Below are 25,558 nucleotides of genomic sequence, written 5' to 3'. Positions count from 1 at the left end.
AAACCACTTCCTTACATGTAGGCCGCCGCCAAATCATCTTATTTGCGCGGAGATTTTATCGTGCCTATTAAACATCCTCGGCTGTGGACTTACAGCCTGCCGGTAGCGCTGGTTTTGCTGGCTCCCTTTAATATTCTCGCGTCTCTCGGCATGGACATTTACCTGCCGATTGTGCCCGCTATGCCAGCGATTCTCGGCACAACGCCCGAGGCAGTTCAGCTAACGCTTACCCTCTACATGATTATGCTTGGCGTCGGTCAGATTATATTCGGGCCGCTTTCAGACCGCTTTGGTCGGCGCCCGATTCTGATTGGCGGGGTATTCGTATTCGCTGCAACTTCATTGGCACTCGCGGTTACCACGTCAGCTTGGCTTTTCGTTTTACTACGACTAGTACAGGCTGCTGGGGCGGCCGCGATGCTAGTGGCCGTTTTCGCAACGGTGCGCGACGTTTATGCAGATACCCCCGAGAGCGCAGTTATCTACAGCTTAATGAACGCGATGTTGGCTTTCGTTCCCGCGTTCGGCCCCATTGCAGGAGCCTTAATTGCGCGTTATTTCGGCTGGGAAGGCATATTTCTTGCCCTTTGTTTCTCTGCACTCATAGCGCTCCCCTTCGTATTACCAAAATGGCATGAGACACGAAAAAGCAGAGAACACTCCAGCAGAGCCGATTTTAGCTTAGTGCTTAAGAGCCCTTGCTTCTGGGTTTATACGCTGGCTTTTGGCACTGCGATGGGGGCTTTCTTTGTGTTCTTTTCTACCGCCCCACGGGTACTCATCGAAGGGGCTGGCTTCTCTGAACTGGGTTTTAGCGTTGCCTTCGCCACGGTAGCTATCGTGATGATTGCCACAACACGCTTCGCCAAGCGCTTCGTGGCACGCTGGGGAATCCCTGGCTGCGTGGCTCGTGGCATGCTAATGCTACTTTTCAGTGCGATCTTGCTTGGGGTGGGCGAGATCTTCCTGACACCCAGCATCTGGTCTTTCGTGTCACCCATGTGGCTGGTTGCGGTCGGTATCGTGTTCACAACATCGGTGACAGCCAATGGTGCGCTTCATGAATTCAGCGAGATGGCAGGTACTGCTGTTGCCCTGCACTTCTGCGTTCAGAGCCTTATCGTCGGTGTGATAGGCACAGGGGCAGTGATAGCACTTGATGGAAGCAGCGCTTGGCCACTTATCGCCTATACTGGCGGCATGGCAGCGATGACACTCGCTATGCTTATAGGACTAGCGCGATATAAACAGCAGAGGTAGGTTGATTCAATCAGCCCTAACGCCAATGCAGGTTTGCGGTAATTCTCTCTGAAGTACTGCTTATCTTTTCAGGCCATTCGTTCCAAAATGAATGGCCTGAGCCGTTAGCTCGCCCACCATCACCGCCACTAGCTTTCTCACTTCGATTGTCACTTCGAGCGTGCCGATCATGATGGCAGGCGCCTAGTCGGCGTGTACCTTTTTAGTCGGCATAAGGTGCAACACACCCACCACTACTGAGCCTACCAGCAAGCCAATCACCGCAGAACACAGCGTATTGAAACTCCAGCCCAGCAAACCGCCCAAGGCACCGGTTGCCTCGGCAATGCCGTGCTCGACATGGTGTACCCACGCATAGGGCGCGTTGAACCAACCCGTTCCATCGGCACCCAGATTGGCCATCAGAATATGCCCACCTACCCAGAGCATGGCGACGGTGCCCACGGCCGAGATGGTCGCTAGCACCTTGGGCATGGCCGTCACCAGCCCACGGCCCAAGGCCTGAATTCCCGAATTATTCCGCTGGGCAAGTTTCAGGCCGATATCATCCATCTTGACCAACAGCGCCACCACGCCATACACCAGCAGCGTGATAACAAACGCCACCACCACCAGGCTCGCCATCTGTGACCAGAATCCCTGATGGGAGACCGTGGCAAGCGCGATTACCATGATTTCAGCAGACAGAATCAGGTCGGTGCGAACGGCACCACTCACGATCTTTTTCTCGGCTTCCGGCCCCTTCTCTACCGCTGGTTTTTCGTCGTCATGCTGACCGGATAGCTTATGCCAGACCTTCTCCGCGCCTTCAAAGGCTAGGTAAGTGCCGCCCACCATCAGGATGATCGGCAGTAGCGCGGGCAGAAAGTAATTCAGCAGCAGCGCCACCGGCAGGATAAAAATCAGCTTATTGCGGATCGACCCCAGCGCGATCTGCTTCACAATCGCCAGCTCACGCTCCGCTGTCACCCCCTGCAAATATTGCGGCGTCACCGCCGTATCATCGACCACCACCCCGGCCGCCTTCGCCGTCGCACGCCCTGCGGCGGCACTCACATCGTCCAGTGATGCTGCGGTCAACTTCGCCAATGCGGCAATGTCATCCAGTAATCCTATCAAGCCGCCTATGGCCATGGATGCTTCCTCCGTGAATAACAGGTGCAGATAGTAAAGCATACAGCGGGTGAGTTACCTTCAAAGTGCCTTGAGGCAAAAGCATTCACTTGCTATAGGTCGATTTTCATTGCAAGCGATATGGCCTCACTGACAAAGTCCACTACTTACTGCGTGCCTTCATAAGCTTGCCTAAGTAACACCGTATAGCGCGTACTGCGCCCACCGCCGGGAAGCTTGGAAAGGCAGCCTTTTTCCAGCAGCTCGGCCAAATCCCGCGTTGCGGTGGCTTTACTCACTTTGGCCAACGATTGGTACTTACGAGCATTGATGCCCTGCTCAAACTCTTCCCCTACTGTATCCAATAAGCGGTTCAGCACCTTGATTTGCCGTTCGTTCAGCACGGTAGTGGCATGGCGCTGCCAGAAGGTGGCTTTCATTAACACACGGTCGATTCTTAACAGCGCCTGCTCGAGTGCCTCTTTCAGCGTATCCAGAAACCACAACAACCACGGCGTAATATCTAGGCTGCCTTTCTGAGTGCTTTCGAGATAATCGTAGTAAGCTCTACGACGCGACATGATCGCTGCACTTAGAGAGTAGAAACGCACCGATTGCCGCTCTGCCTGCGCGAGCGCCCGATCGGTGACTGCACGAGTGACGCGCCCATTGCCATCATCAAAGGGGTGCAAGGTAATCAACCATAGATGGGTAATGCCCGCGCGAACCAGCCCATCAAGCCCCTGCGGCGGATGGTTGAACCAAGTAATAAAGGCATCCAGCTCAGTCTCCAACTGCCCACGGGGCGGAGCTTCAAAATGCACATTAGGTTGATCAAGACGCCCCGACACCACTTGCATGGGGTGATCCCCACGCAGCTCGCCTACTCGTACATTGCCAAGCACGCCGGGGCCTTGCACAAACAGCATGGATTGCCAGAGGCACAACTGTTCGCGGGAAAGCGGCTCATCCAATTGATGCGTGGATTGCAGCAATAGCTCGACCAGTGCTTGAGATTCCGGTGTTGTTCTGCCGGAGACACCGGCCTGTTCTAAACCCAGCTGGCGCGCAACGGAAGACCTCACGGAACCAACATCCAGGCGCTCACCTTCGATTTCGCTGGTACGAATCGCATTCTGGATCAGTGCATCCATCTCCACATCCAAATCGGCCTGACCGTGGACAGCCTCTGTTTTACCCAACACCCGGCCCTGCAGTAACCGCAAGGCATCCAACGTAGGCCGAAGAACAGACTCATCCCACTCAAAACGCGGCCAATTTCGCTGTTCCCAGATATACATGAGCCGATTGCCCGCCTATTCAGATCATACTATGAGCCGATTATGGTTGATATTCGGCTCATAGGCTAGTCAGAGAGCTTGTGAGTCTTGTCTTTCTTGTCAAACATACCTATGTTCATATTTGTGACTTTTGAATATAGGAAGCAAATCATGGCTACCACCAGTCTTAGCTTAGGGGAGCACTGGGAAGTCTTTATCAGAAACGAAGTCTCTAGCGGACGCTACGGCTCGGCAAGTGAGGTTGTGCGTGATGCGTTACGTGCAATGGAAGAGCGCAAAAGCAAACTTGAAGCGCTTCGAACTCACTTGGCCCAAGGTGCAGAGCAAGCAAGAACCGGTGAATTCGTGGATGATTTTTCGATGGATGCATTAATCAACGATTTGGATAGTGAAACGTAATGCTCAGCTTCCGTATCACGCCAAGGGCAAGAGACGATTTAAAAAATATCGGCCGCTATACGGAGTGGCAATGGGGCAAGAACCAACGAAATACCTATCTAAAGAATTTTGAAAAACGGTTTCACTGGCTCACAGAAAATCCCCAGTTGGGAAAGCACCGCTCGGATGTTAGCGAGGGTTATTACAGCTACCCTCAGGACCAGCACGTTATCTTTTATCTTATCGGCCAGGAATGTATTGAAATCATTGGCATTCCTCACAAAGAGATGGATATCGTTTCATATTTTCTGCCTGAATGAGCCAAAATAGTTTAACGACGGCCTACTTAAATGTTTGCCAAGCGCACATCCTGAATAGCCTTCAGCGTTTTGCCATTAGCATCCTTCCAAGCAAGCCGACCGTTGGCGCTGCCGCCCACCAATACGCCTGCCGCTGTTCCATGGCGCTTTCGCATTGACGGAAAAAGTACTGAGTATCAACATTTGACTGGCAACGTGTGCTTTGACCATGGCGATCCATTGGTCGACGCCGCCCTTCAAGGCTTAGGCATAATACAAGTACTGCGCTGCGTGGTGAGCACTCAATTGGCACGAGGTGAACTCAAAGAAGTCTTAGCAGAATTCCGCCCGCAAGCGTATCCGTTTCATTTGCTGTACCCGCCATCACGCCAACGCTCGGCTAAGCTCACGGTGTTACGCGATGCTCTGGACCTGCACTGGGGGCGAAAACCTCTTAACCCCCGACAGGTTTAATATCAATGTTCCAATCTGCTGTGTTCTAAGGCATGAACTGAGCTTTCTCCTTAGACTAAACCGTACCGGCCGTCATCAGACGGCCTCTTGAAACCCTCAAGTGTTTGACGCGAGGCCGATCAGCGAATCTCGCAGGTCGTTTCCTTGCCATAGACATCGCTGACACGCGGTGCCCCGTCGCCCATTACCAGCCCTCCGGCGCTACGCAGGTAGTAAGTACCGGGGGTATCAGCAGCGAATTGCGCCCCGATGTAAACGCTGTCGCCTTCTTCGACTCGGATACCGGAAAACTCGGTTGCGAAGGTATCCACAGTTAGGGCCCGCTGACCGCAGACCAGTTCGAGAGTTTGTGACGGCGGCTCGAGCATCAGTTCAGCCACCAGCTCGGCCTCGCGTTGTAAATACTCGGTCTTGACGCAAGCCCTGAGGTCGGGCTCCTTCCAGCACTCGTCCCGGCCCGAGATCCAACCGCGCTGCATGGCGCGCAGGGTATCAGTCGTTTCATCGGCTCCCACGTCCAGACCCTGCGCCGCAGTGACAGCGGCGGCGAACCGGTCGGCCAGACGACGATCCAGCGCGGCCAGCTCGGTGTCTTCACAGATCAGTTTTTCCGCAGAACTTTCGGCCTGCGCGCAATCGAAGGAGGGCCCCTCTTGCGCCAGTCCTACAGCGGGCACCAGCGCCAGGCAGGTGAGGGTCGAGAGGGATCGCATGTTCATCGGTTTTCCTTTTCTTGATGGGGTTCAGTCCGCCTGCATCCCGGCATAGACAACCATACCGAACGTCGTCCAGTCGTTCAGAATATGGGTGCCGGTCGAGGCCCAGATATTACGGGTGATAAGGTAAGGCAAAAGCAGGACGATTCGGATCGGAATGAGCGCAACGGCCTGCGCCATGTTCCCCTGATACGTCGGCAAGTGAACCAGCCCGAAGATGATCGACGCAACCAGCACAGCGAGACATAGAGCGGATTTACGCGGCATGGCTCGGTGCAGCAGCGCGAGGCTACCGAGAAAAATCAGGACGGTAAAGATTTCTTCGCCCAACAGTTGAACAGCACTCCAGCCAAAGAACAGGACCTTGTCTAGCCCAGATGCCGTCGTCAACATGTCCCCCGCCGGATTCGCCGCGGTGTGGAACACGTTGTTGATCAGGGTGCCGACGACGATCGTCACGATTACGTTCAGCAAGAAGAACAGTACGATGAGTCCGATATCTCTAAGACCAAGCGGCCGGAACAAGGCGAACGGCGCCTTGGAGCCGCCGACTGCGGCGACCGCAGCCAAAGGAATGAGGACGAACAACAGCGGAGGGATGAAACCGCCGAAGCCGCTGTGGAACAATTGCTGGGCGACAATGAGCACGACGAAAGAGACCGCGACGGCTGCAAGTACGATACCCCAGCCTGTCAGGCTGAAGCCGTTGGGAAACCTCCGATAGTAAGGCAGATCCAAGTCTTGCCTCTCGAAGAACAACATAGTGTTGGCCGCAAGATCGTTCACACTCATGGGCGTAAACCTTTTCACCTATTCACCGCATTTCGAGATGATAGGCTACCTTTCAAAACTAACCTAAACATATGTCGTCGATATTGCTGAGTGACTATCACAGTTTTAGCCTAATCGGCGCTGGATCATATGTCCCACTCTTAAATGTCTGGCGGTGGTAGGCTGGGAAGATCGATGCTGAAGTCGATTTTTGGAAGGCACCACTCACAACCTTTTATCGGCTTCCGGTCCCTTCTCTACCGCTGGTTACTCGTCGTCATGCTGACCGGATAGCTTATGCCAGACCTTATCCGCGCCTTCAAAGGCCAGGTAAGTGCCGCCAATCATCAGGATGATCGGCAAGAGCCTATCAAGCCGCCTATGGCCATGGATGCTTCCTCCGTGAATAAGCGTTGCTGATAGTAAAGCAGAGCGTGCGTAAGGCGGATGGACTCTTTTGCACCAAGGGTAATGTTGCTGCAGTTTCTCTATCAATCGTAGTGAGTATATTACAATCACATTCGCCCTATAGGCCAGACGTTGGGTATGCTCAAAAGAGCGTCAGAAGGTGGTGGACCTCACTGAGAGAGTGGTACTACACTAGAAACAAAGGCTTAACTTAACTATTAATTTAATAATTAACTGTAAAACATAGCATCAACAAAATTTAAAAAGTGAAAACATGTCAGGAAGAAAACAACATTACATACCTCAATCATTTCAACGCGGTTTTTGCATACCTGGCAAGAAAAATCAGACAAATGTCTATAGCCGCACTAAGCACTATATTTCAAATATTAACAATATTGCTGCACAGAGAGACTTTTACTCCGCACCATCTCCTTCAGGTGAGAAAACATTAGATGACTCGATCACTTTTTATGAAAATAAATTAGGAAACTTACTACACTCTCTTCGCTCACTGGAGATAGGTGATACTGCAAACCCACAAGTATCCGCTGAAATAATAGCCCACTTAGCACCAAGAACAAATAGTAAGTGGTTATGCAAAAGTTATCGAGTTACTTTTTCCGTAATTATCACATACGTTTTTGACCGCTTCACAGAGCTTGTCGAACGAACTGTAGGCTGTCAGCGGTAACCACTTGTATTTGATTTCACGCCAAAGAATTTCGATCAGGTTCAGCTCCGGCGAATAAGGCGACAGATATACCAGATGAATGCGGTGTGCCATCCAATCGATGATTTTGCGCTGGAAAGCTTTGGAACGGTGCATTTTGGCATTGTCCAGTACAACGACGGCGAAGGCGTCAGGACTTTTCTGTGCCGCGAACTGATCGAACGCTTCTATAACGGTCTCTGTCTTCACTGACTCGGTTGTCATACGATGGAAAAAGCTACCTTTCCTGGTGAGAAAGCCCAGCACATTGAGCCGCTTGCTACGTGAATAGGCGGTCACTTCCCAAGGCTTACCTACCGGGCTCCATGCATAGGGAAGTGATGATGATTGAGAGAAGCCAGCTTCATCAAAGAAGTAAAGATCACACTCGCCATTGTCTTCCCATTCCTTCAAAGCATTGATCAAACCTTGTGTACGACGAAAATCCGTTTCGTCACGCAGCGCAGTCAATGAGCGGCGTACCCGCTTACAACTGTTGCCGTTTTTTTTAATGCACGACGTAACGTGTCCTGGCTGACGACTTTACCTGTCTTATCCTGAAACTTAGCATGGAGGACAGGTAATTGATGCGGGTGCTCTTCAACAAGTTGCTGTAACACAGCAAGCTCGCTTTCGTTGAGAAGGCTAGGTCGTCCTTCACGAGGTTTATCTTGAAGGCCTTCAATACCGTCTTTTTCCCATTGGGATAACCAAGTAGACACCGTATCGCGTTTAACCCCGAGGATGTCGCGAATCTGGTTAATCGTATGGCCTTTGTGGCTGAGCAAGATGGCGTGGGCTCTGCGGCGTAGTGCTCTCTTTTCACCATGCTGGTAGGCGTCATTAACGATAGGTTGCTGGTCGGGCGTCAAAGAAATGAAGCGCAAGCGACGAGACATGGTGCATCTCCCTTGTTATAAGCCTCGCTTTATACACCATAACTTATGCGGATTCACTTACAAGAAACATTATCAAGAACATTGCCGAACTTTTTATAACTGGAGCCTCCGAAACATTCGTCGATAAAAATGAACTATTATTTATTCTTGGCTGGGACAGGACTTCCATAAACCCAGTTTGGAGAAATAATTTTGAAGCACTTATAGAAAAAGAGGAAGCGTTTACTGACCTTCTAATAGAAGCCAGTACGCAGAAAAAAATTCCAAAAGAAGTTTTCTATAGAATGATATTTATACTATCAAAGGAAAGTGTTTTATCTGAAAACAATTCTCTACCAAACTTAGTTACACTATTATTTGAAAAACTAGCCACTCAAGTCGACGAAATGGTAACCAATGGCCAAAAAAAAATTCTTCAAGAAGATTTAACAATCAAATCGAGAAAGGAAATTTTAGAAAAATACAAATGGTTTATTAATGCTGCACCAAAGGAAGGTGCAATTATGCCAGACTGCATAGCTATTGGGCTTGATGAAACCGACAATATATTTTATCCATACATAATGACATCCAAGGCCTCTATAGTTGCTATGCCTTTAACATCTCATAAAATTCTTATAGGTGTTAATAAAGACTGTATACTTTCTGATTTATCAGATTTCAACAAAGAAGCATCAGAATGTAGCGATGAACTTTTTATTTCAGCACTCCCTAACCATAACAACCTGCAAGAACATATTGGTAATCGCTGGCGCAAAAAAATAAAGTCTACAGCCAGCAACACTATTGATGAAATGAAAGCGCCAAAGCCCTACCCCAAAAGAGACTCTCACTTACCAAAACCCTCAAGATATAAGCTTGTTTTTACTGACAAAATATCTAAATCAAACAAATTTATAATCAATAAAAAAATAAACGATATAATAAGAAAAACAAGCCACCTTGATTCAAATCGCTTAGAGAAAATAATATTTACATCTAACTTTCAAAAAACAATTTCCGACACTAAACATGGCTTTGATACCAAATTGATTCCAGAAGGAGCACCCGATTTTATAGCTCAAGGAGCAGCTCTTGTTCTAGTGCATCGAAAAAATAAGCTAAAAGTCCATCTCATCCTTGACAACAATTATGCTTTAGCCATTCTTCAAAAACCTAAATCTAGCACCTGCATTACATCACACATACTTGCGGCTAGTTTTTCTTTCTCTAACATAGTGGATAAATTCGAGAGAATATTACCTGGCTTTTTATTGGAGCCATCGCCAATTGAAAATCATGATTCAACATTACATGCTGCTATTCGAAAAGCTCTACGCGCTTATAAGTATGCATATGATAGCGCAGAATTTGGATCAAGACTGATTTTTGAAATAGAATTTTCAAGCTACATAAAAAAATCGTTAGAATTATATTATTCTCTGATTGATAATGCTAAAAAAACACATGCCATCGATCAAGACTTCCAGAAGCTATTTATCGCCATACATAATGCCACAACTGGCATGCTAATCGACTCAGCTAGGTTTATTGGTTATATGAAAGGCATAGGAAAAGACCCTGTTAAAACCAACACTGAAATAATGGCCAAGTTAAATACTTTAAAACTGACAGGATGGTTCGATATTTTTGCCTATGATCTTCATAATTTTTGGCAAAAAGAAGAGTGGCAGCGCGAAGACTTTTATGCGTTCAACATTCACTTTGAAAGACTTTTGTATCCTAAAGGAATTTTTATTTATGAGGCGGGTGACAAAGGAGGCACAATGATTTTCGTATCTAATTACAATTAATCTACGTAATTACTTAAATTCAAATAAAAAGAGCGATCCATGATCGCTCTTTCACTAATTTAAATCAGCCCCTACTCCCACTCAATAGTAGCAGGCGGCTTACTGCTAACATCATAAGTCACCCGCGAAACGCCTTCCAATTCATTGATAATCCGGTTGGAAACTTTCTCCAGCAGCTCGTAGGGCAGGTGCGCCCAGCGGGCGGTCATGAAGTCGATGGTTTCGACCGCGCGTAGCGCGATGACCCATTCGTAGCGGCGGCCGTCGCCGACGACACCTACCGATTTCACCGGCAGGAACACGGCGAAGGCTTGGCTGGTCTTTTCGTACCAACCGGCGGCGCGCAGTTCTTCGATGTAGATAGCGTCGGCATCGCGCAGGATGTCGGCGTACTCTTTCTTTACTTCACCGAGGATGCGCACGCCCAGGCCGGGGCCAGGGAACGGGTGGCGGTAGACCATATCGTAAGGCAGGCCGAGTTCGAGGCCGAGTTTGCGCACTTCGTCTTTAAACAGTTCGCGCAGCGGTTCCACCAGCTTGAGCTTCATGGTTTCCGGCAAGCCACCGACGTTGTGGTGGGATTTGATCACGTGCGCTTTGCCGGTTTTAGAGGCGGCGGATTCGATCACGTCCGGGTAGATGGTGCCCTGGGCCAGGAAGTCGACGCCGTCGATTTTGCTGGCTTCTTCATCGAACACGTCGATAAAGGTGTTGCCAATAATCTTGCGCTTGGCTTCCGGGTCGTTTTCGCCCTTCAGCTTGCCCAGGAACAGCTCTTCGGCGTCGACACGGATCACTTTCACGCCCATGTGCTTGGCGAAGGTTTCCATGACTTGGTCGCCTTCGTTTTTGCGCAGCAGGCCGTTATCGACGAATACGCAGGTCAGCTGGTCGCCAATGGCTTTGTGCAGCAGCGCCGCCACAACCGAGGAGTCGACACCACCGGAAAGGCCAAGCAGTACATGGCGGTCGCCCACTTGCTCGCGTACGCGCTGTACTTGATCTTCGATGATTTGCGCAGGCGTCCAGAGTTTTTCAGCGCCGCAAATATCCAGCACGAAGTGCTCAAGAATGCGCTGGCCTTGCAGGGTGTGGGTCACTTCCGGGTGGAACTGTACGCCGTAGAACTGCTTCTCTTCCCAGGCCATAGCGGCAATCGGGCAGCTCGGCGTGGAAGCGGTCACGGTGAAGGTGTCAGGTACCTGGGAGACCTTGTCGCCGTGGCTCATCCATACGTCTAGCAGGCCTTTGCCGCTGTCGGTATCGATGTGGTCTTTGATGTCTTTGAACAGCGGGGTGTCGCCGTCGATTTGAATCTGGGCGTAGCCAAACTCGCGCTGGTTAGAGCCTTCCACTTTGCCGCCAAGCTGCTCGGCCATGGCCTGCATGCCGTAGCAGATACCAAACACCGGCAGGCCCATTTCGAACACGCACGCCGGTGCTCGCGGGGAATCCAACTCGGTGACGGATTCCGGGCCACCAGCCAGGATGATGCCGTTCGGGTTGTATTCGCGAATTTCTTCTTCGGTGATGTCGAAGGCGCGGATTTCGGAGAACACACCGATCTCACGCACACGGCGGGCGATCAGTTGGGTGTACTGGGAGCCGAAGTCGAGAATCAGGATCTTATGGGCGTGAATGTCACTCATGGCGGGGTCTCGGTTAAGCGGTGTGGGTGCCGCTGTTAAGGCCAAAAAGCAAGCGGCGGGGCAATGCCCGCCGCGCCATTTAACTAAACGTGCTGGTTAGCTCACCCGGTAGTTGGGAGCTTCTTTGGTGATCTGCACGTTGTGAACGTGGGATTCGTTAAAGCCAGCGCTGGTAATTTGTACAAATTCCGGCTTGGTGCGCATTTCTTCAATACTGCGGCAACCGGTGTAACCCATGGAGGCGCGCAGGCCACCCATCATCTGGTGAACGATAGCGCCCATCATGCCTTTATAGGGTACGCGGCCTTCAATGCCTTCCGGCACCAGCTTCTCGGCACCTTCGCTCTTGTCTTGGAAGTAGCGGTCGGCGCTGCCCTGGTTCTGGGACATGGCACCCATTGAACCCATACCGCGGTAGGCTTTGTAGGTACGGCCTTGGTAAAGCTCAACTTCACCCGGCGCTTCTTCGGTACCGGCCAGCAGGCCACCGACCATCACGGCGCTTGCGCCAGCAGCGATGGCTTTGGCTAAGTCACCCGAGAAGCGAATGCCGCCGTCGGCGATCAGCGGAATATCGAACTCTTTCAGCGCTTCCGCCACGTTAGACACCGCGGTGATTTGCGGAACGCCCACGCCTGCCACAATACGTGTGGTGCAGATAGAACCGGGGCCAATGCCTACTTTAACGGCGTCTGCGCCCGCTTCAGCCAACGCTTTGGCGGCAGCGCCGGTGGCAATGTTGCCGCCAATCACTTGAATGTTGGGGAAGTTCTCTTTGATCCAGCGCACGCGGTCGATAACACCTTTAGAGTGACCATGGGCAGTATCAACAATGATCACATCGACACCGGCTTCGGCCAGGGCAGCAACGCGATCCGGCGTTTCCGGGCCAGTGCCAACGGCTGCACCTACCAACAAGCGGCCGTCGCTGTCTTTGGCAGCCATCGGGTAAGTGCGGGCTTTTTCGATATCTTGGAAAGTTACCAAACCGCGCAGATGAAACTCGTCATCCACAATCAGCATTTTCTCGATGCGGTGTTCACGCATTTTGGCTTTGCTGGTTTCAAGGTCGGTGCCTTCCTTGACGGTAACCAACCGCTCGCGGGGGGTCATGATGTCCGCTACGCTGTCGCCGTGGTTGGGCTGGAAGCGCATATCACGCTCGGTCACAATACCTACCAGGGTTTCGCCTTCTACGACGGGGAAGCCAGAAAACCCGTTCTCACGCGCCATCGCCAGCAGGTCATCCAGCTTCGCCTTAGGGCTAACGGTGACTGGATCTTTTACAATCACGCTTTCGTGCTTTTTAACCTTACGCACTTCAGCGGCTTGCTGACTCATGGTCATGCTCTTATGGATAATGCCGATGCCGCCTTCCTGAGCCATCGCAATTGCTAGACGCGCTTCGGTAACGGTATCCATTGCAGCGGAAAGCAGCGGGATATTGAGTGAAATATTGCGGGTCAGGCGGGTTTTGAGGCTGACATCCTTGGGCAGAATATCGGAGAAGCCGGGAACGAGGAGTACGTCATCGAACGTAAGTGCTTCTTGGGCCATACGTAGCATAGCGGCAACACCCTGATAGAAGAGGAAGTGGGGCGTGGAAAGTTAATCCCCTATTATAGCGTTTTGAGGGCCTTTCCAGCAATGTGAAGAAGGTTTTCAATCCAGACCAATGGCTAATAAGCTAGGATTCTTGCGAAAACTACCCACTCGCTCACTCTCTTTTTAAGGTTGCTCTATGCCCGATACACCACAAGCGCTTTCTGTTAGTCAGTTGAATCAGCGTGCCAAACAGACCCTTGAGCGCGATGTGGGCGAAGTGTGGGTAGAGGGCGAGCTTTCCAATGTTTCCCGCCCGGCGTCTGGGCATATTTACTTCACCTTGAAAGATGACCGTGCACAAATTCGCTGTGCGCTGTTTCGCCAGCGGGCGCGTTTTGTATCGGCGCCTATGCGCGATGGCGATCAGGTTAAGCTGCGCGGCCGGGTCTCGCTATTCGAGCCGCGCGGCGATTATCAGTTAATTGCTGACGCCGTACAGGCGGCGGGCTTGGGGGAACTGCTGGCGGCGTTTGAGCGCCTCAAAGCGCAGTTAGAAGGCGAAGGCGTGTTTGCCAATACGCGCCCTCTGCCCTTTCCTCCGCGTAAAATTTTGATATTAAGTTCCGCCAGCGGCGCAGCGATTCGTGATGTGTTGGCAGTGCTGGCGGCGCGCTGGCCACTGGCAGATGTCACGCTGATTCCAGTGCCTGTACAAGGCAACGAGGCCGCCCCTGCGATGATTTCGGCACTGGGGTTACTGAACCGACAGGCGCGCTTAGACCCTGACCAGGATGTGGTGCTGATCACCCGCGGCGGCGGTAGCTTAGAAGACCTGTGGGCGTTTAATAACGAGCATCTGGCACGGGCGATCTTTCACTCCCGCTTGCCAGTGATGTCGGCGGTGGGTCACGAAGTGGATGTCACCCTGGCGGATTTCGCCGCCGATATGCGCGCCCCTACCCCGTCAGCAGCGGCCGAACGTTTAGTGCCTGACCAACATGCGCTTAAGCAACAATTAACCCAGGCCGAAAACCGCTTACAGCGTGCCATGCAGGCACGCTTAGAGCGCGATAGCCAACGGTTGGATACCTTGCGCGCCCGCCTTCGCCACCCAGGCGAGCAGCTTGAGCGTCAACGCCAGCACGTTACCGCCCTTTGCCAACGGCTGCAGCGCGCCATGCAGCAACACGTTTATCAGCAGCAAGCGCGGGTCACCCAGTTAAGCAAACGCTTATCCAGCCAAGACATGGTGCGCCTGCACCGCGCAGAGCAAGAGCGTGTTAGTCAGCTGCAACGCCGTTTAGCCAGCGCTATGCAGCGGACGTTGGAAGTGCGTCAGGCACGCTTGAGTAGCGCCGCCCGTGAACTAAATGCCATCAGCCCACTGGCGGTGCTGGGGCGTGGCTATGCCATTGCGCAGGATGAAAAAGGCCAGGTTATCCGCCGGGCAGAGGACACCGCGCCAGGCCAGAAGCTCTCGCTACGGCTGGGAGAAGGTCGGCTAAACGTAGAAGTAAAACGGCGCTACAAGCAGTAGCGCTGTGGGAATAACATCTTATTGAAGGGCGGTTACACTTGCTTATGTTGCTTCCTATCCCATGATGACCATCATGGGACTATCGGTTGACTGGCCACGCTTAATATAACGTGGCAATACTTACTTCAGCTGCAGCAGGAGGTCTTGCCGCTGATGGCGCACGATTTGCCCCTCACGAATCACTACGTTCTATCCTGCCAGCGTCTTCACCAACACCTTGGATTTACGGGCGTGGTTGTAGGCTTCGCGTTTTAGCGGCGGTAGGTCATCTAGGCTAGCGGCACGGAAGCCGTGTTCGACAAACCAATGGGCCGTGTGGGTAGTTAACACAAACATTTCGGAAAGCCCACGCTGCCGGGCGCGGCGTTCTAACGCTTCCACTAAGCGCTCGCCGCGCTCACCGCCGCGATAGTTACCGTGCACCGCGACACAGGCCATTTCCCCCACCGTGGTGTCTGGAAAAACATGCAGTGCGGCACAGCCAATCACCATGCCATCACGTTCGATGACCATGTAGTCGTCGATTTCGTGCTCTAGGCGTTCCCGCGAACGAGCCACCAACATGCCACGTCGCTCCAGCGGCTCCAGCAGCTCTAGCAAGCCAGCGACGTCGTTCAACGTGGCTGGGCGCAGTTGCTCGTAGCGGTGTTGGGTGATCATGGTGCCAACGCCGTCACGGGTGAATAACTCCCCTAGCAACGCATCGTGGTTGCGCCAGGAAAGCAGGTGGGTGCGCGCCACCCCTTCCCTGGCGGCGGTGCAGGCGGCGTTCAAGTGGCGTGCCAACTCGCTGCCCGGCAACGCCTGTTGCAGGCGCGGCTCGGCCTCTGCCGGGGAAAGCTGGCGCAATAGCGCACCGTGTTCGTCTTCAAGCCCTTCCGACTCGCCTAATAGAATCAGCTTATCCGCTTTCAGCGCGACGGCAGCCTGTTGTGCGACTTCCGAGGCATCTAAATCAAACACTTCACCTGTGCTGGAAAAACCCAGCGGCGGCAGCAGCACTAGCGAGCCTTTTTCTAACAGACCTTCAATGGCGCTCGAGCGCACTCGGCGTACTTCACCGCTGTGATCAAAATCGATGCCTTCACGCACCCCTAATGGCTTAGCGGTCACCAAGTTACCGGAAATCACGCTAAGCTCTACACCGTGTAGCGGCGTGCTAGGCAGCCCCAAGGAAAGACGCGCTTCTAGCCATAAGCGCTGGTGTGCGGCCACCTGTTCCACGTGAGCCATCACCGCTCGATCAGCTACCCAGCGACCATCCACCCGTGTTGGCTCGACACCGGCAGCCGTCAATGCGTCATGCACTTGTGGGCGAATACCAAACACCACAACTAGCCGCACCCCCAGGGTGTGTAGCAGCGCTAAATCTTGAATCAGCTGCTCTCCTCGGCCAGACGCCATGGCTTCGCCCTCAATTAAGATGACAAAGGTTCGTCCCCGGTGCGCATTAATGTAGGGCGAAGCATTACGAAACCAATCAACAAAAGGGAAGCGTGTGTCCAAGGGCCGCTCTCCGGCAGCAGGTGAATGAAAGTATCAGCGTTTACTTTAACAGAGCATAAAAAACAGCGGCACCTTCTTGTGTAAAAGAAGATGCCGCTGTGCGTTTGGCCAAGCAGTCACGTATTGGGCGGGGTTACCCCTTGCTGTTAACCAAACATGCCTTTGAACATAAAGAAGAACAGAATAGCCAAACCAGCCCCGGCAGGTAGCGTAATCAGCCAGGACATGGCGATGGTGCCAATAACACGCAGGTTAAGCGCCGCCATACCCCGGGCAAGCCCTACGCCTAATATCGCCCCCACCAGTGTGTGGGTGGTTGAAATTGGCAGACCCGTGCCGGAAGCTAATACCACTGTGGTCGCGGCTGCCAGCGTGGCGGCAAAGCCACGGCTGGGGGTAAGCTCAGTAATACCGGTTCCCACGGTGGCAATGACTTTGTGGCCGTAAGTTACTAAGCCCACCACGATACCAGCACCGCCCAGTACCAATACCCACCAGGGTACTAGCGCAGAGCCTTCAATTTGGCCGCCAGTTTGCACCACGCTAATGACCGCCGCTAGCGGACCAACCGCGTTCGCAACGTCGTTAGAGCCGTGAGCAAACGCCATGGCACACGCAGTAAAGATCATTAATACGCCGAAGACCCGTTCAACGTTGGCGTATCCAAAGTGGTCGTTGACATTTTTCTCGAACTTGATACGACGCTGCATCACCAGGCCTACACCCATGATCACAAGTCCTAACAAGATAGACAGCAGCAGGCTTTGACTAAAGGTCAGGTCCAGCCCAACGTGAGACAGACCTTTGGTTAGCGTGACCATCGCCACAATAAAACCAACCAAAAATACGTAGCCTGGTACATAGCGTTTGGCAGCCGTGAAGGGATTATCATTTTCAAAAATCAGGTGGTGCACTGATTTGAACAGCACGAAGCCGATAGTACCCGCTAAAAGAGGAGAAACGACCCAGCTTGCTGCAATGGTGCCAACAGCGCCCCAATCAACCGTAGAGGCACCCAATCCCGCTACGGCAAAGCCCACAATGGCGCCTACAATGGAATGCGTCGTGGAAACCGGCCAACCTTTCATCGATGCTGCCAGTAACCAAGTACCCGCTGCTAGCAGCGCTGATAACATACCGTACACTAGTAACTGTGGATCTTCCTGGAGCAATTCTGGGTCGATAATGCCTTTACGAATGGTGTTGGTCACCTCACCACCCGCCAGCCATGCGCCTAAAAATTCAAAGACTACCGCAATCAAAATTGCTTGTTTGATGGTGATCGCTTTCGACCCCACCGAGGTCCCCATCGCATTGGCAACATCATTCGCGCCAACGCCCCAAGCCATAAAAAAGCCAAACAAACAGGCCAGGATGATAAAAATTTCACCGTGCTGGGCAATAATCTGCATGGGTACCCCTTAGCGTGCGGTCAAAATCTGTAGGCGGCTGCCCACGCGTTCAGCGCGATCAGAAACTTCACCGACCCACTCAATGATTTTGTAAAGGAAAATCACATCAACAGGCGGAAGTTGGCTTTCAAGCTCAAACAGTTGGCGACGTATCGCGATCTGCTGGCTGTCGGCTTGGTGCTCAAGTGTGTGCAGCTCACGGATCATATTCTGGATAACATCGGAAACATTGCGTCCAAAACCGGACTCAAGCAGCTCTTTCAGCTCTTCAAGCGCTTGGCGAGCCTGGGACACACACGCCACGCTGGTACGCATATAATCGCGCATGGGATCGGCCAACTCATTGGGCACACGCATTTTACGCCCCAGCATAATGCCGGTAATGTCGCGCACCTTGTTGGCGATTTTATCCTGCACGCTGATAAGGTCGAGCAAGTCGGACCGCGAGACGGGAAGGAACATCGTATTGGGCAGGTTAAGCCGAAGCTCTGTTTTCAACGTGTCGGCGTCATGCTCTAAGCGGGTAACGTTTTCACGCAGTACAGCTGCGGTATCCCAATCACCGGCAAGCGATGCTTCGAAGAACGGCAACAGTTGGTCGGCACATTCATTGGCCTTGACGATGTGGGCCAGCAGCGGCTGGAATGGCGAGCGGCCAAACATCGCGGAAAAAGGGTTGGAGGTAACCATATAGCCTTTAGCCTGTTTTCGGGGAGCCTGGAAATGGCGGCGCCAGTATAAAGAGTGCGCTCGCCGCCGTCATGAAAAGTTCACAATGTCATGAAAAATTAATTGAAACGTCACAATACAAAGGTGGCTAATGTCATGAAAAATTCAACATCTACTGCTGATTCTGTTTCAGCGCCTACCGAAATAGAGCTTAAACTCGCCCTTGCGCCAGCTCAACTAAACACGCTGCTGTGCCACGCAGCACTAGCCGAAACACCCCAACGGCAACATCTGTCGAACACCTATTTCGATACCCCTGCGGGCGATATGGCGAATGCACGGATTGCCGTGCGCTTACGCCAAGTTGATGATCGCGTGCTGCAAACGGTGAAAACCGCCGGCCATGGTGGTGGCGGCCTTTCTACCCGACAAGAGTGGGAGTGGCAAGTTCCTAGCCCACAGCTTGACCAGCATGGCTTGGCCGCCCTTCCGCCGTTCAACGGTTCACTAGGCACCGTCATTTCCGCGCTACGACCTGCGCTGCGCACCGACTTTACCCGGCGCAGCTGGCAAATCGACTGGCAGGGTAGCCATATCGAGCTCGTGCTGGACGAAGGAGAGATTGTCAGCGGTGGTACTCAAGCGGCTATTTGCGAGGTCGAGCTGGAACTCAAAGCGGGTGAGCCAGAGGCGCTTTGGGGGCTAGCATTAACGCTCGCGGAAAGCGTACCGCTGCGCCCTTCGGATACCAGCAAAGCCGCTCGCGGCAATGCGTTAGGCGTGCAGCAGTGGTCACTACCTGAAGCTGACGCACCGGCTGAGTGGCTACACAGAGCTACAGTGGCGCTGGACGCCTACCACGACAGTGGCCTTGTGGAGCACTTAACCATCGCACAACAGGCGTTAGCCACACTGGCGACTCATCCGCAGTTGGATGAAAGTACCCGCCGCAACGCTCAGACGCTGACCACAGCACTGACTGAAAATGGCCACCCAACGCCCGCTTATGGCGCTGCTGCGTTAACCCTGGCGCATCGCTTCGCCTATCAAACCACGCTACGCTAGAAACATTCAGCCCACTTCAGGATGTCGCGATGAGTTTTCAATTAACTCCCGGTGCAGAAGGACTGCGCACACGGCTTTTCCATATTATTTTCGAGTCCGATACGCCGGGAGCCAAAGGGTTTGATATTGCGCTGATTATCGCCATTTTAATCAGCGTGGCGGTCATTTTGCTGGACAGCGTAGATAGTTATTCCGAACGCTACGGGCACATTTTTTACTATGCAGAGTGGCTATTTACGCTACTTTTCAGCATTGAACTGGCGGTGCGGATTTACTGTTTAGAGCGCCCAACGATTTACCTCAAAAGCTTCTACGGTATTGTCGATGTGATTGCGATTATGCCAGCCTGGTTAGTCCTGCTGGTGCCTGGTGCCCACGGACTCGTCATCGTACGGGTACTGCGGGTGCTACGCATTTTCCGGATTTTGAGATTGATGGAGTTTATCGGCGAGGGGCGTTTACTGCTCGATGCGCTTAAACGCAGCCTTCGTCAAATCCTGCTGTTTTTTAGCAGCATCATGATGGTCGTCATACTGTTTGCTGCGCTGATGTACACCATCGAGTCTCCAGAAGCCGGTTTTACTAGCATTCCTATGTCGATGTATTGGGCGATCGTCAGTATGACCACGGTAGGCTACGGCGATATTGTCCCCGCTACGTCGATAGGCAAAGCGATCACGATGATTCTGATGCTGCTGGGGTATTCGATTATTGCCGTGCCTACCGGGGTATTTTCCGCCCAGGTAATCCGCTCTATTCGCGAAGACCGTTATTCAGAAGAAGCCTGCCCCGGCTGTGGCCATGACCGCCATGAAAAGCGCGCTCGTTACTGCCTGCGCTGTGGCACCTGGCTGGATGAAGAGAGCGAAGACCCGCGTAAGAAAGCAGCAGACCAAAAAGAAAAAGATAGCCACGAGGGAGACGAAGACACAAACACGCCCCAGGACAGCTAACCAAAATAGCCAAACCCAGGGCGCGCAGTAATTCATTTAGGAAGATTATGTGATTGCTAGGCCGCTACGTTGATCAATCGGTGCTCAGGTCGGCCTCGATAATAAACAAGCGGCCGCCATCCACAGTGTTGGCGTCCAGCATCTTCTGCTCGAGTTGACCATCGGTGGACCAGGTGGCGAAATCATCGTCGTTCAGTACCCCCAGGCGTTGGTCATCAATCACCCATAGACCTTCCATTTTATCGTGGGGATAGTTGACTTCCGCCACCATATCCACCACCAGAGACTTGCTCACTGGCTCAATTCCAGCGCTGGCCAGAGCGCCCCACCCCTGCTCTAGAACCACTTCTTCCAAGGTTTTGCCTGCCAAGGTTAGACCCAGCTCGGCATCCTGTTTCAGGTCGCCGTTGGCTGAGACCGCTTCAAGATTGGTGCCCGAGGCAAGGTCAATGCGATAAACCTGCTTCTGAGCATCGGGCGCCGCAGCCTCATCACCGTCGGGGCCACCGCTCAGAAAGCGGCCATCTCGCTCAAGCACCAAAAACTCAGTGGCGCTCAGCGCAACAAGCTCCGAGTTGGAATTCTGGTTTTGCTCTTGGCGGTAGAGGTACTGTCCAGTCTCGCCCGATTCCAGGTCCACTGTAACGATGCGGGTGATATCCAGGTCTTTCACCGTACTGCCCGGGTTGTACAGAGTGGACTGCATAATACCTACCAGCGTTTTCTCATCCGGCGTGATAGCCAGCCCTTCCATACCTCGGTTGGCACGCCGATTGGCAAACTCTGCCGGCAGGTTCATCTCGACCCTGTCGTCGTCGGCAAAGGGGTTGATACGGCCGATTTCACGACCTTCGGCATCGAAGTGGACCATGTGCGGGCCATACTCATCGCTAACCCAGAAGGTGCCGTCCGAGAGTGCCACCAGCCCCTCGCCATCCAGACCATAATCATCCAAGCGGATCGGATTAGTAACTTCATTATAGGGCTGGCTATCGTCCACCAAGATCGGTTGACCATTGGCATGGTAAGGAGTTTCACCCGTTCCGCCGAGTGCCAAACTGTTAGGCAGGCCACTGATCTCGGTTCCATCGGGGCGCTTGAGCAGAATGGTAGTAACCTGTTCGATCACACCGTTCGCTTGAGCCTCAAACAAGCCGATACGGGGCGTATAGTCCGGTGTCGGAAATATTTTTCCCTTGCCATAGTCACCAACAAAATTGGCATTGGGGCCGCGGTCAGTCAATGCATAGAAGCGCGTTGAATCCGTGGGATGCGCCGTCATTGCCGACCCAAAGCCGCCATTACGTATCTCAAAAGCCTGCTGAGATTTGCCATCTAGTAGATCATCCCGTAATACGCTGTGGGGAAGAAACACACCAGCGGCGGGGAAGCTGTCGAACACTGAAGCATTAGTATCATCAGCGTTAGCGTTATCACCGCAGCCCACCAGCAGAGAGGACGTCAGTAAGGATGCCATAAAAAGCTTATGACGGTTCATTGGTTGATTTCCTTATTGAATACAGGTTGACGCCCGTTGGCGTCTCAGCCGCCTCCACAGGCACAATTTCCACCGTGACCCAGGGCAAGGCAAGTTAAGAAAAGTCTAGTGGCAGGAATATCCAATGGGGGTGGAGCCGTCACGGCTGTCTTAATGAAACGTACTCACACCGACAAGGTTCGATTTGTTATGGCATATCGCTATGTTCACGGCCACCAAGATAATTTAGTGACAACCAATGACAGGTGAATGACATGTTAGTGACTAGCGGCACAGGGACAACTTGCGGGGTTAATAAGGAAAACGCCCTGGCTATTAACCAGGGCGTCTCCTCTATAGTAACGGCACGATGGAAGTGGTTACATTTTATTCGCTTTCAAACGGTGCTTCCCACGCGTTAAGCTCCGCGTCGCTCCAGCTTCCGTAACTGGCATTGGGGAAAACAATCCAGTCTTGACCAAAGCGCTCAGCGTGGTCGTTAACCAGGTCGCGCTGCTCTTCAAGACTTGCATCGACAAAATCACCCGAGAAGTCATGCAGCGTATCGCCTAACTGCATCACCAACGTATGACTGTCTTCGACGATAGCGCGACGCTCAGTCTTGGGTGGGCCAAGTAGCATGACGCGCTCGTCAGATACCTGGGGAAGCTCTAATGCTTCCATAGTGGCCAGCGTATCCGCTTTATTTTCCTGGTAGCGATCCGACACATAGTAGATCGACACACCTTGCTCATCGGCAAATTCGAGAAAGTCTTTCGCGCCTGGGATCAAACGTGGCTCGCCTTCGCGCTCCCAATGCAACCAAGTATCCCAAGCAGTGAAGTCGTGGCAGGCCTGCATATCGCGCACTAGCAAAGCGCTATTATCGATGAGCGTCTCATCCACATCGGTAATGATGGCCAAATCGGCACCCTCACCATGCGCCTCAATTTGTTTTTCCAAGCGATAGGTCGCCAGTTCAAAGCCTTGGCGCTGTAAAGCAGTTATTTCTGCGGATTGCTGTTGGTAACGAAGCCCCATGGCGTACTCAACTTGATCACAAGCGCTAGCGTCGTCGGCTACTGCGTTCCCTGATAAAGGAAGTAGCGCCAAGCTTGCAAATGCGGTTGCAGTGGCAGCGTTGCGGTATCGAGATATCGTCATTAAGCAATCTCCTGTCAGTGATGGTTATCAGGTTAAGAGGGGAATCCCACACCATCCATCATTATTAATTATCAATAATAAGCATAATCATCATAATTTATTTTTATTGATCATTCAAATAAGAAAGATAGCGCGCTAAATGAATAAGTTGATACGCATATCATGTTTAACGATTTTTGTGGATTTTAGGTGATGGAGAGACAGGCGGACGACAGCAACCCCCTCGTGACTTGTCACCAGGAGGTTGCCAATACCAACTAGAGAATGGTGTTAACTCGTAAACGGCGTAATATCGCCGCGCCCTTCCCGCACAATTTTGGGCGGCAGCTCGCGTAGGTCAATCACACTGGTGGGGTCAAGGTGGCAAGCACCGCCATCGATAATGGCATCAAGGTGTGACCCGAAGCGGTCGCGAATCTCCTCAGGATCGCTCATTGGCAGGGTATCTCCTACCGGAATCAAGGTGACGCTCATCAACGGCTCACCCAACGCATCAAGCAGCGCGTGGGTAATGTGGTGATCAGGCACACGCACGCCAATGGAGCGGCGCTTCGGGTGCAGCAACAGGCGCGGCACCTCTGTGGTGGCATCCAAAATAAAGGTGTATGGGCCAGGGGTATGAGCCTTCAGCAGCCGAAACACTGCGTTATCCACTTTCGCGTAAGTGCCAATCTCGGAAAGATCCGAACACATCAGCGTGAAATTGTGCTTATCGTCTAACGAGCGCAGCCATTTGATCTTCTCAATGGCTTTTTTTTCACCCAAGTGGCAACCCAGTGCATAGCCCGAATCCGTCGGATACGCGACCACACCACCTTTGCGGATAATATCTATCGCTTGATCAATCAAGCGTTTCTGCGGATTTTCGGGGTGAATCTGGAAATATTGACTCATCGCTTGCTCCTGCCCTTGGGCATATCGTTGTCCATTTAGTTTCTAGGTTAGCCGATATGCGGTTTAAGACCCAGGACCTAACATACCACTGGGCGCATCGCGCAAATGAACTAAGCGCGGATGCTGCCAAATCGGCGGCGCAGCAGTGCGAGGTATTAAGCTCATACTGCCTGGGGCGGCGTGGCTGCCAGGAAAATGAAAATCGCTGCCCATGGAGGCGTATAAATCACGCTCCACTAATTGCCGAGCGAGATCGCGAGTGCTGTCTGGATTCTGCTGACCACTCACTAGCTCAACGCCCTGCCCACCGGCGGCTTGAAATGTATCCATCAGCAAACCTCGCTTGCGCCGGGTAAGCCCATAGCGCAGCGGGTGCGCCAGCACTGCCACACCGCCTGAGGCCACCACCCAGGCGACTGCATCACTGATTTCCGGCCAATGAGCTTTTACATCGCCTTTTTTACCACTGCCTAAATAGCGCTTAAACGCCCCGGCCCAGTCATCAACCACTCCTTCAGCGACCAGCGCGCGGGCAAAGTCGGGCCTGCCTAAGGGGCGGTCGCTGCCTGCCTGGGCGCGTGCCTTTTCGAGCGCGTCAGGTAAGCCCATTTTTTCCAGCCGCTCAGCGATCACTTCAGCACGCTTGATCCGTGCTTCGCGCTGCAATGCAAGCCCTTCTACCAGAGGCCCCTGCAAGCCACCGGGCATAAGCGCCACTACGTGGATATTAATTCCCTGCCAGCGCGTGGATAACTCACAGCCAGGCACCAGGCAAAGCCCTGCTTGCTGCGCCGCGATGCCAGCTTCTTCAATACCTTCCATGGTGTCGTGGTCTGTCAGCGACATGTGGGTAAGACCACGTGCAGCGCACAGCTTTACCAACTCGGTAGGAGTAAGCGCGCCATCTGACGCGGTAGAGTGCATGTGTAAATCCACCGTATAACGCTGGTCGGCATCAAACACGCGGGGCAGGTTTACAGGAAGATAGTTCGCAGGAAGTAGGGGCATAAGCATGACGCCGTGTGGCGAGTTTGTCAGAATAGGGTGGTGTGAATAAAACAGGCACCCTGTTTTCCCTTAACGGTATACAGTCGCTCACCATGGTGCGCGCTTACAGGGGCGCGGTCAATTCAGTACGGAACAACCGCCCTAGCATTCAAGGAGTTATCCCCATGCTTTACGCTATTATCAGTGAAGATGTATCCAACAGCTTGGAGCGCCGTCTAGCGGCACGCCCGGATCACCTTGGTCGCCTGGAAAAGCTACGTGATGAAGGCCGTTTGGTTCTGGCTGGCCCCCACCCCGCTATTGATACCGATAACCCAGGCGATGCAGGCTTTAGCGGCAGCTTAGTCGTTGCCGAGTTTGACAGCCTTGAGGACGCGCAAGCCTGGGCTGACGCCGATCCATACATCATTGCTGGGGTCTATGCCAAGGTAATTGTTAAGCCATTTAAAAAAGTAATGCCTTGACCGATAGAGGCGAGTGTGAAGAGTCCGCCTTCTTTTTCACAGAGCCTGTGGAAAACTCTGTGAAAACTCGGCGGACGCTTTCCCCAAAGCT

The 25,558-nt window shown here is 52.7% G+C and carries 24 protein-coding genes; 9 read left to right on the top strand and 15 right to left on the bottom strand.

Features of this window, described 5'->3' with window-relative positions:
• Positions 1–66: 66 nt before the first annotated feature.
• Complete coding sequence (gene cml / locus NDQ72_04140) at positions 67–1,260, top strand: CmlA/FloR family chloramphenicol efflux MFS transporter (protein ID WKD30346.1); 1,194 nt, start codon at positions 67–69, stop codon at positions 1,258–1,260.
• Between the two features lie 183 nt (positions 1,261–1,443).
• On the opposite strand, the gene NDQ72_04135 is transcribed toward cml, so the two are convergent.
• A complete protein-coding gene (locus NDQ72_04135; protein ID WKD29143.1) occupies positions 1,444–2,394 on the bottom strand; it encodes a DUF808 domain-containing protein in 951 nt (316 codons plus the stop codon).
• A gap of 146 nt (positions 2,395–2,540) precedes the next feature.
• Positions 2,541–3,674, bottom strand: a complete 1,134-nt coding sequence (locus NDQ72_04130; protein ID WKD29142.1) for a Fic family protein — start codon at positions 3,672–3,674, stop codon at positions 2,541–2,543.
• 150 nt (positions 3,675–3,824) lie between these two features.
• Between NDQ72_04130 and NDQ72_04125 the strand changes: the two genes are divergently transcribed.
• From NDQ72_04125 to NDQ72_04115, 3 genes are all read left to right on the top strand, one after another.
• On the top strand, positions 3,825–4,073 hold the full coding sequence (locus NDQ72_04125; GenBank protein WKD29141.1) for a type II toxin-antitoxin system ParD family antitoxin: 249 nt from the start codon (positions 3,825–3,827) through the stop codon (positions 4,071–4,073).
• Positions 4,073–4,372: a type II toxin-antitoxin system RelE/ParE family toxin gene (locus NDQ72_04120; protein WKD29140.1), complete on the top strand. Its 300-nt coding sequence runs from the start codon at positions 4,073–4,075 to the stop codon at positions 4,370–4,372. The genes NDQ72_04125 and NDQ72_04120 overlap by 1 nt, the downstream gene beginning before the upstream one ends.
• Before the next feature lie 69 nt (positions 4,373–4,441).
• Positions 4,442–4,825, top strand: a complete 384-nt coding sequence (locus tag NDQ72_04115) for a LysR substrate-binding domain-containing protein (GenBank protein WKD29139.1) — start codon at positions 4,442–4,444, stop codon at positions 4,823–4,825.
• 119 nt (positions 4,826–4,944) lie between these two features.
• Here the strand turns inward: NDQ72_04115 and NDQ72_04110 are convergent, their stop codons facing one another.
• From NDQ72_04110 to NDQ72_04095, 4 genes are all read right to left on the bottom strand, one after another.
• Positions 4,945–5,544 (bottom strand): lysozyme inhibitor LprI family protein, encoded by a 600-nt coding sequence (locus NDQ72_04110; GenBank protein WKD29138.1) that lies wholly within the window; start codon positions 5,542–5,544, stop codon positions 4,945–4,947.
• A 24-nt stretch (positions 5,545–5,568) separates the two neighbouring features.
• Positions 5,569–6,333: a CPBP family intramembrane metalloprotease gene (locus NDQ72_04105; protein WKD29137.1), complete on the bottom strand. Its 765-nt coding sequence runs from the start codon at positions 6,331–6,333 to the stop codon at positions 5,569–5,571.
• Positions 6,334–6,579: 246 nt separating this feature from the next.
• Positions 6,580–6,660 (bottom strand): hypothetical protein, encoded by an 81-nt coding sequence (locus NDQ72_04100; protein ID WKD30345.1) that lies wholly within the window; start codon positions 6,658–6,660, stop codon positions 6,580–6,582.
• 655 nt (positions 6,661–7,315) lie between these two features.
• A protein-coding gene (locus tag NDQ72_04095; GenBank protein ID WKD29136.1) for an IS630 family transposase occupies positions 7,316–8,331 on the bottom strand; the annotation gives its coding sequence in 2 pieces (ribosomal slippage) (positions 7,316–7,944 and positions 7,944–8,331; 1,017 coding nt in all).
• Positions 8,332–8,615: 284 nt separating this feature from the next.
• Here NDQ72_04095 and NDQ72_04090 point away from each other — a divergent pair.
• A complete protein-coding gene (locus tag NDQ72_04090) occupies positions 8,616–10,124 on the top strand; it encodes a hypothetical protein (protein ID WKD29135.1) in 1,509 nt (502 codons plus the stop codon).
• A gap of 71 nt (positions 10,125–10,195) precedes the next feature.
• Here NDQ72_04090 and guaA read toward each other — a convergent pair whose 3' ends face one another.
• Both guaA and guaB read right to left on the bottom strand, forming a co-directional pair.
• Positions 10,196–11,773 carry a glutamine-hydrolyzing GMP synthase gene (gene guaA / locus NDQ72_04085; GenBank protein ID WKD29134.1) on the bottom strand — a complete coding sequence of 526 codons (1,578 nt, stop codon included), beginning with the start codon at positions 11,771–11,773 and terminating at the stop codon, positions 10,196–10,198.
• A 96-nt stretch (positions 11,774–11,869) separates the two neighbouring features.
• A complete protein-coding gene (guaB, locus tag NDQ72_04080; protein ID WKD29133.1) occupies positions 11,870–13,339 on the bottom strand; it encodes an IMP dehydrogenase in 1,470 nt (489 codons plus the stop codon).
• 175 nt (positions 13,340–13,514) lie between these two features.
• Between guaB and xseA the strand changes: the two genes are divergently transcribed.
• Positions 13,515–14,855: an exodeoxyribonuclease VII large subunit gene (gene xseA, locus NDQ72_04075; protein WKD29132.1), complete on the top strand. Its 1,341-nt coding sequence runs from the start codon at positions 13,515–13,517 to the stop codon at positions 14,853–14,855.
• 189 nt (positions 14,856–15,044) lie between these two features.
• Here xseA and argA read toward each other — a convergent pair whose 3' ends face one another.
• The 3 genes from argA to NDQ72_04060 all read right to left on the bottom strand — a co-directional run bounded on the left by argA (position 15,045) and on the right by NDQ72_04060 (position 18,463).
• Positions 15,045–16,361 carry an amino-acid N-acetyltransferase gene (gene argA, locus NDQ72_04070; GenBank protein WKD29131.1) on the bottom strand — a complete coding sequence of 439 codons (1,317 nt, stop codon included), beginning with the start codon at positions 16,359–16,361 and terminating at the stop codon, positions 15,045–15,047.
• A 146-nt stretch (positions 16,362–16,507) separates the two neighbouring features.
• Entirely contained in the window at positions 16,508–17,773 is a 1,266-nt protein-coding gene (locus tag NDQ72_04065; protein ID WKD29130.1) for an inorganic phosphate transporter, read from the bottom strand.
• A 9-nt stretch (positions 17,774–17,782) separates the two neighbouring features.
• Positions 17,783–18,463 carry a TIGR00153 family protein gene (locus tag NDQ72_04060; GenBank protein ID WKD29129.1) on the bottom strand — a complete coding sequence of 227 codons (681 nt, stop codon included), beginning with the start codon at positions 18,461–18,463 and terminating at the stop codon, positions 17,783–17,785.
• 135 nt (positions 18,464–18,598) lie between these two features.
• Between NDQ72_04060 and NDQ72_04055 the strand changes: the two genes are divergently transcribed.
• Both NDQ72_04055 and NDQ72_04050 read left to right on the top strand, forming a co-directional pair.
• Positions 18,599–19,507, top strand: coding sequence for a CYTH domain-containing protein (locus tag NDQ72_04055; GenBank protein ID WKD29128.1), 909 nt, complete (start codon positions 18,599–18,601; stop codon positions 19,505–19,507).
• Positions 19,508–19,536: 29 nt separating this feature from the next.
• Complete coding sequence (locus tag NDQ72_04050) at positions 19,537–20,460, top strand: ion transporter (GenBank protein ID WKD29127.1); 924 nt, start codon at positions 19,537–19,539, stop codon at positions 20,458–20,460.
• Positions 20,461–20,533: 73 nt separating this feature from the next.
• On the opposite strand, the gene NDQ72_04045 is transcribed toward NDQ72_04050, so the two are convergent.
• From NDQ72_04045 to NDQ72_04030, 4 genes are all read right to left on the bottom strand, one after another.
• Entirely contained in the window at positions 20,534–21,958 is a 1,425-nt protein-coding gene (locus NDQ72_04045) for an esterase-like activity of phytase family protein (GenBank protein ID WKD29126.1), read from the bottom strand.
• A gap of 366 nt (positions 21,959–22,324) precedes the next feature.
• Positions 22,325–23,101 (bottom strand): 5'-nucleotidase, encoded by a 777-nt coding sequence (locus NDQ72_04040; GenBank protein ID WKD29125.1) that lies wholly within the window; start codon positions 23,099–23,101, stop codon positions 22,325–22,327.
• Between the two features lie 270 nt (positions 23,102–23,371).
• The gene (locus NDQ72_04035; GenBank protein WKD29124.1) at positions 23,372–23,995 is read right to left on the bottom strand and encodes an L-threonylcarbamoyladenylate synthase; all 624 of its coding nucleotides are present in this window, start codon (positions 23,993–23,995) and stop codon (positions 23,372–23,374) included.
• Positions 23,996–24,058: 63 nt separating this feature from the next.
• Complete coding sequence (locus tag NDQ72_04030; GenBank protein ID WKD29123.1) at positions 24,059–25,003, bottom strand: PHP domain-containing protein; 945 nt, start codon at positions 25,001–25,003, stop codon at positions 24,059–24,061.
• A gap of 164 nt (positions 25,004–25,167) precedes the next feature.
• Here NDQ72_04030 and NDQ72_04025 point away from each other — a divergent pair, with 164 nt between their 5' ends.
• Positions 25,168–25,467, top strand: a complete 300-nt coding sequence (locus NDQ72_04025; GenBank protein ID WKD29122.1) for a YciI family protein — start codon at positions 25,168–25,170, stop codon at positions 25,465–25,467.
• The last annotated feature ends 91 nt before the right edge of the window (positions 25,468–25,558 follow it).

Source organism: Halomonas sp. KG2 (assembly GCA_030440445.1).
Classification (GTDB): domain Bacteria; phylum Pseudomonadota; class Gammaproteobacteria; order Pseudomonadales; family Halomonadaceae; genus Vreelandella.
This window is presented reverse-complemented; position numbering and strand designations above follow the sequence as displayed.

Bases quoted from the DNA above. Each gene is read 5' to 3' on its own strand.
- NDQ72_04135 (WKD29143.1), bottom strand. From the start codon at position 2,394: ATGGCCATAGGCGGCTTGATAGGATTACTGGATGACATTGCCGCATTG.
- NDQ72_04130 (WKD29142.1), bottom strand. From the start codon at position 3,674: ATGTATATCTGGGAACAGCGAAATTGGCCGCGTTTTGAGTGGGATGAG.
- NDQ72_04125 (WKD29141.1), top strand. From the start codon at position 3,825: ATGGCTACCACCAGTCTTAGCTTAGGGGAGCACTGGGAAGTCTTTATC.
- NDQ72_04120 (WKD29140.1), top strand. From the start codon at position 4,073: ATGCTCAGCTTCCGTATCACGCCAAGGGCAAGAGACGATTTAAAAAAT.
- NDQ72_04110 (WKD29138.1), bottom strand. From the start codon at position 5,544: ATGAACATGCGATCCCTCTCGACCCTCACCTGCCTGGCGCTGGTGCCC.
- NDQ72_04105 (WKD29137.1), bottom strand. From the start codon at position 6,333: ATGAGTGTGAACGATCTTGCGGCCAACACTATGTTGTTCTTCGAGAGG.
- NDQ72_04100 (WKD30345.1), bottom strand. From the start codon at position 6,660: ATGATTGGCGGCACTTACCTGGCCTTTGAAGGCGCGGATAAGGTCTGG.
- NDQ72_04090 (WKD29135.1), top strand. From the start codon at position 8,616: ATGATATTTATACTATCAAAGGAAAGTGTTTTATCTGAAAACAATTCT.
- guaA (WKD29134.1), bottom strand. From the start codon at position 11,773: ATGAGTGACATTCACGCCCATAAGATCCTGATTCTCGACTTCGGCTCC.
- guaB (WKD29133.1), bottom strand. From the start codon at position 13,339: ATGCTACGTATGGCCCAAGAAGCACTTACGTTCGATGACGTACTCCTC.
- xseA (WKD29132.1), top strand. From the start codon at position 13,515: ATGCCCGATACACCACAAGCGCTTTCTGTTAGTCAGTTGAATCAGCGT.
- NDQ72_04065 (WKD29130.1), bottom strand. From the start codon at position 17,773: ATGCAGATTATTGCCCAGCACGGTGAAATTTTTATCATCCTGGCCTGT.
- NDQ72_04060 (WKD29129.1), bottom strand. From the start codon at position 18,463: ATGGTTACCTCCAACCCTTTTTCCGCGATGTTTGGCCGCTCGCCATTC.
- NDQ72_04055 (WKD29128.1), top strand. From the start codon at position 18,599: ATGAAAAATTCAACATCTACTGCTGATTCTGTTTCAGCGCCTACCGAA.
- NDQ72_04050 (WKD29127.1), top strand. From the start codon at position 19,537: ATGAGTTTTCAATTAACTCCCGGTGCAGAAGGACTGCGCACACGGCTT.
- NDQ72_04045 (WKD29126.1), bottom strand. From the start codon at position 21,958: ATGAACCGTCATAAGCTTTTTATGGCATCCTTACTGACGTCCTCTCTG.
- NDQ72_04040 (WKD29125.1), bottom strand. From the start codon at position 23,101: ATGACGATATCTCGATACCGCAACGCTGCCACTGCAACCGCATTTGCA.
- NDQ72_04035 (WKD29124.1), bottom strand. From the start codon at position 23,995: ATGAGTCAATATTTCCAGATTCACCCCGAAAATCCGCAGAAACGCTTG.
- NDQ72_04030 (WKD29123.1), bottom strand. From the start codon at position 25,003: ATGCCCCTACTTCCTGCGAACTATCTTCCTGTAAACCTGCCCCGCGTG.
- NDQ72_04025 (WKD29122.1), top strand. From the start codon at position 25,168: ATGCTTTACGCTATTATCAGTGAAGATGTATCCAACAGCTTGGAGCGC.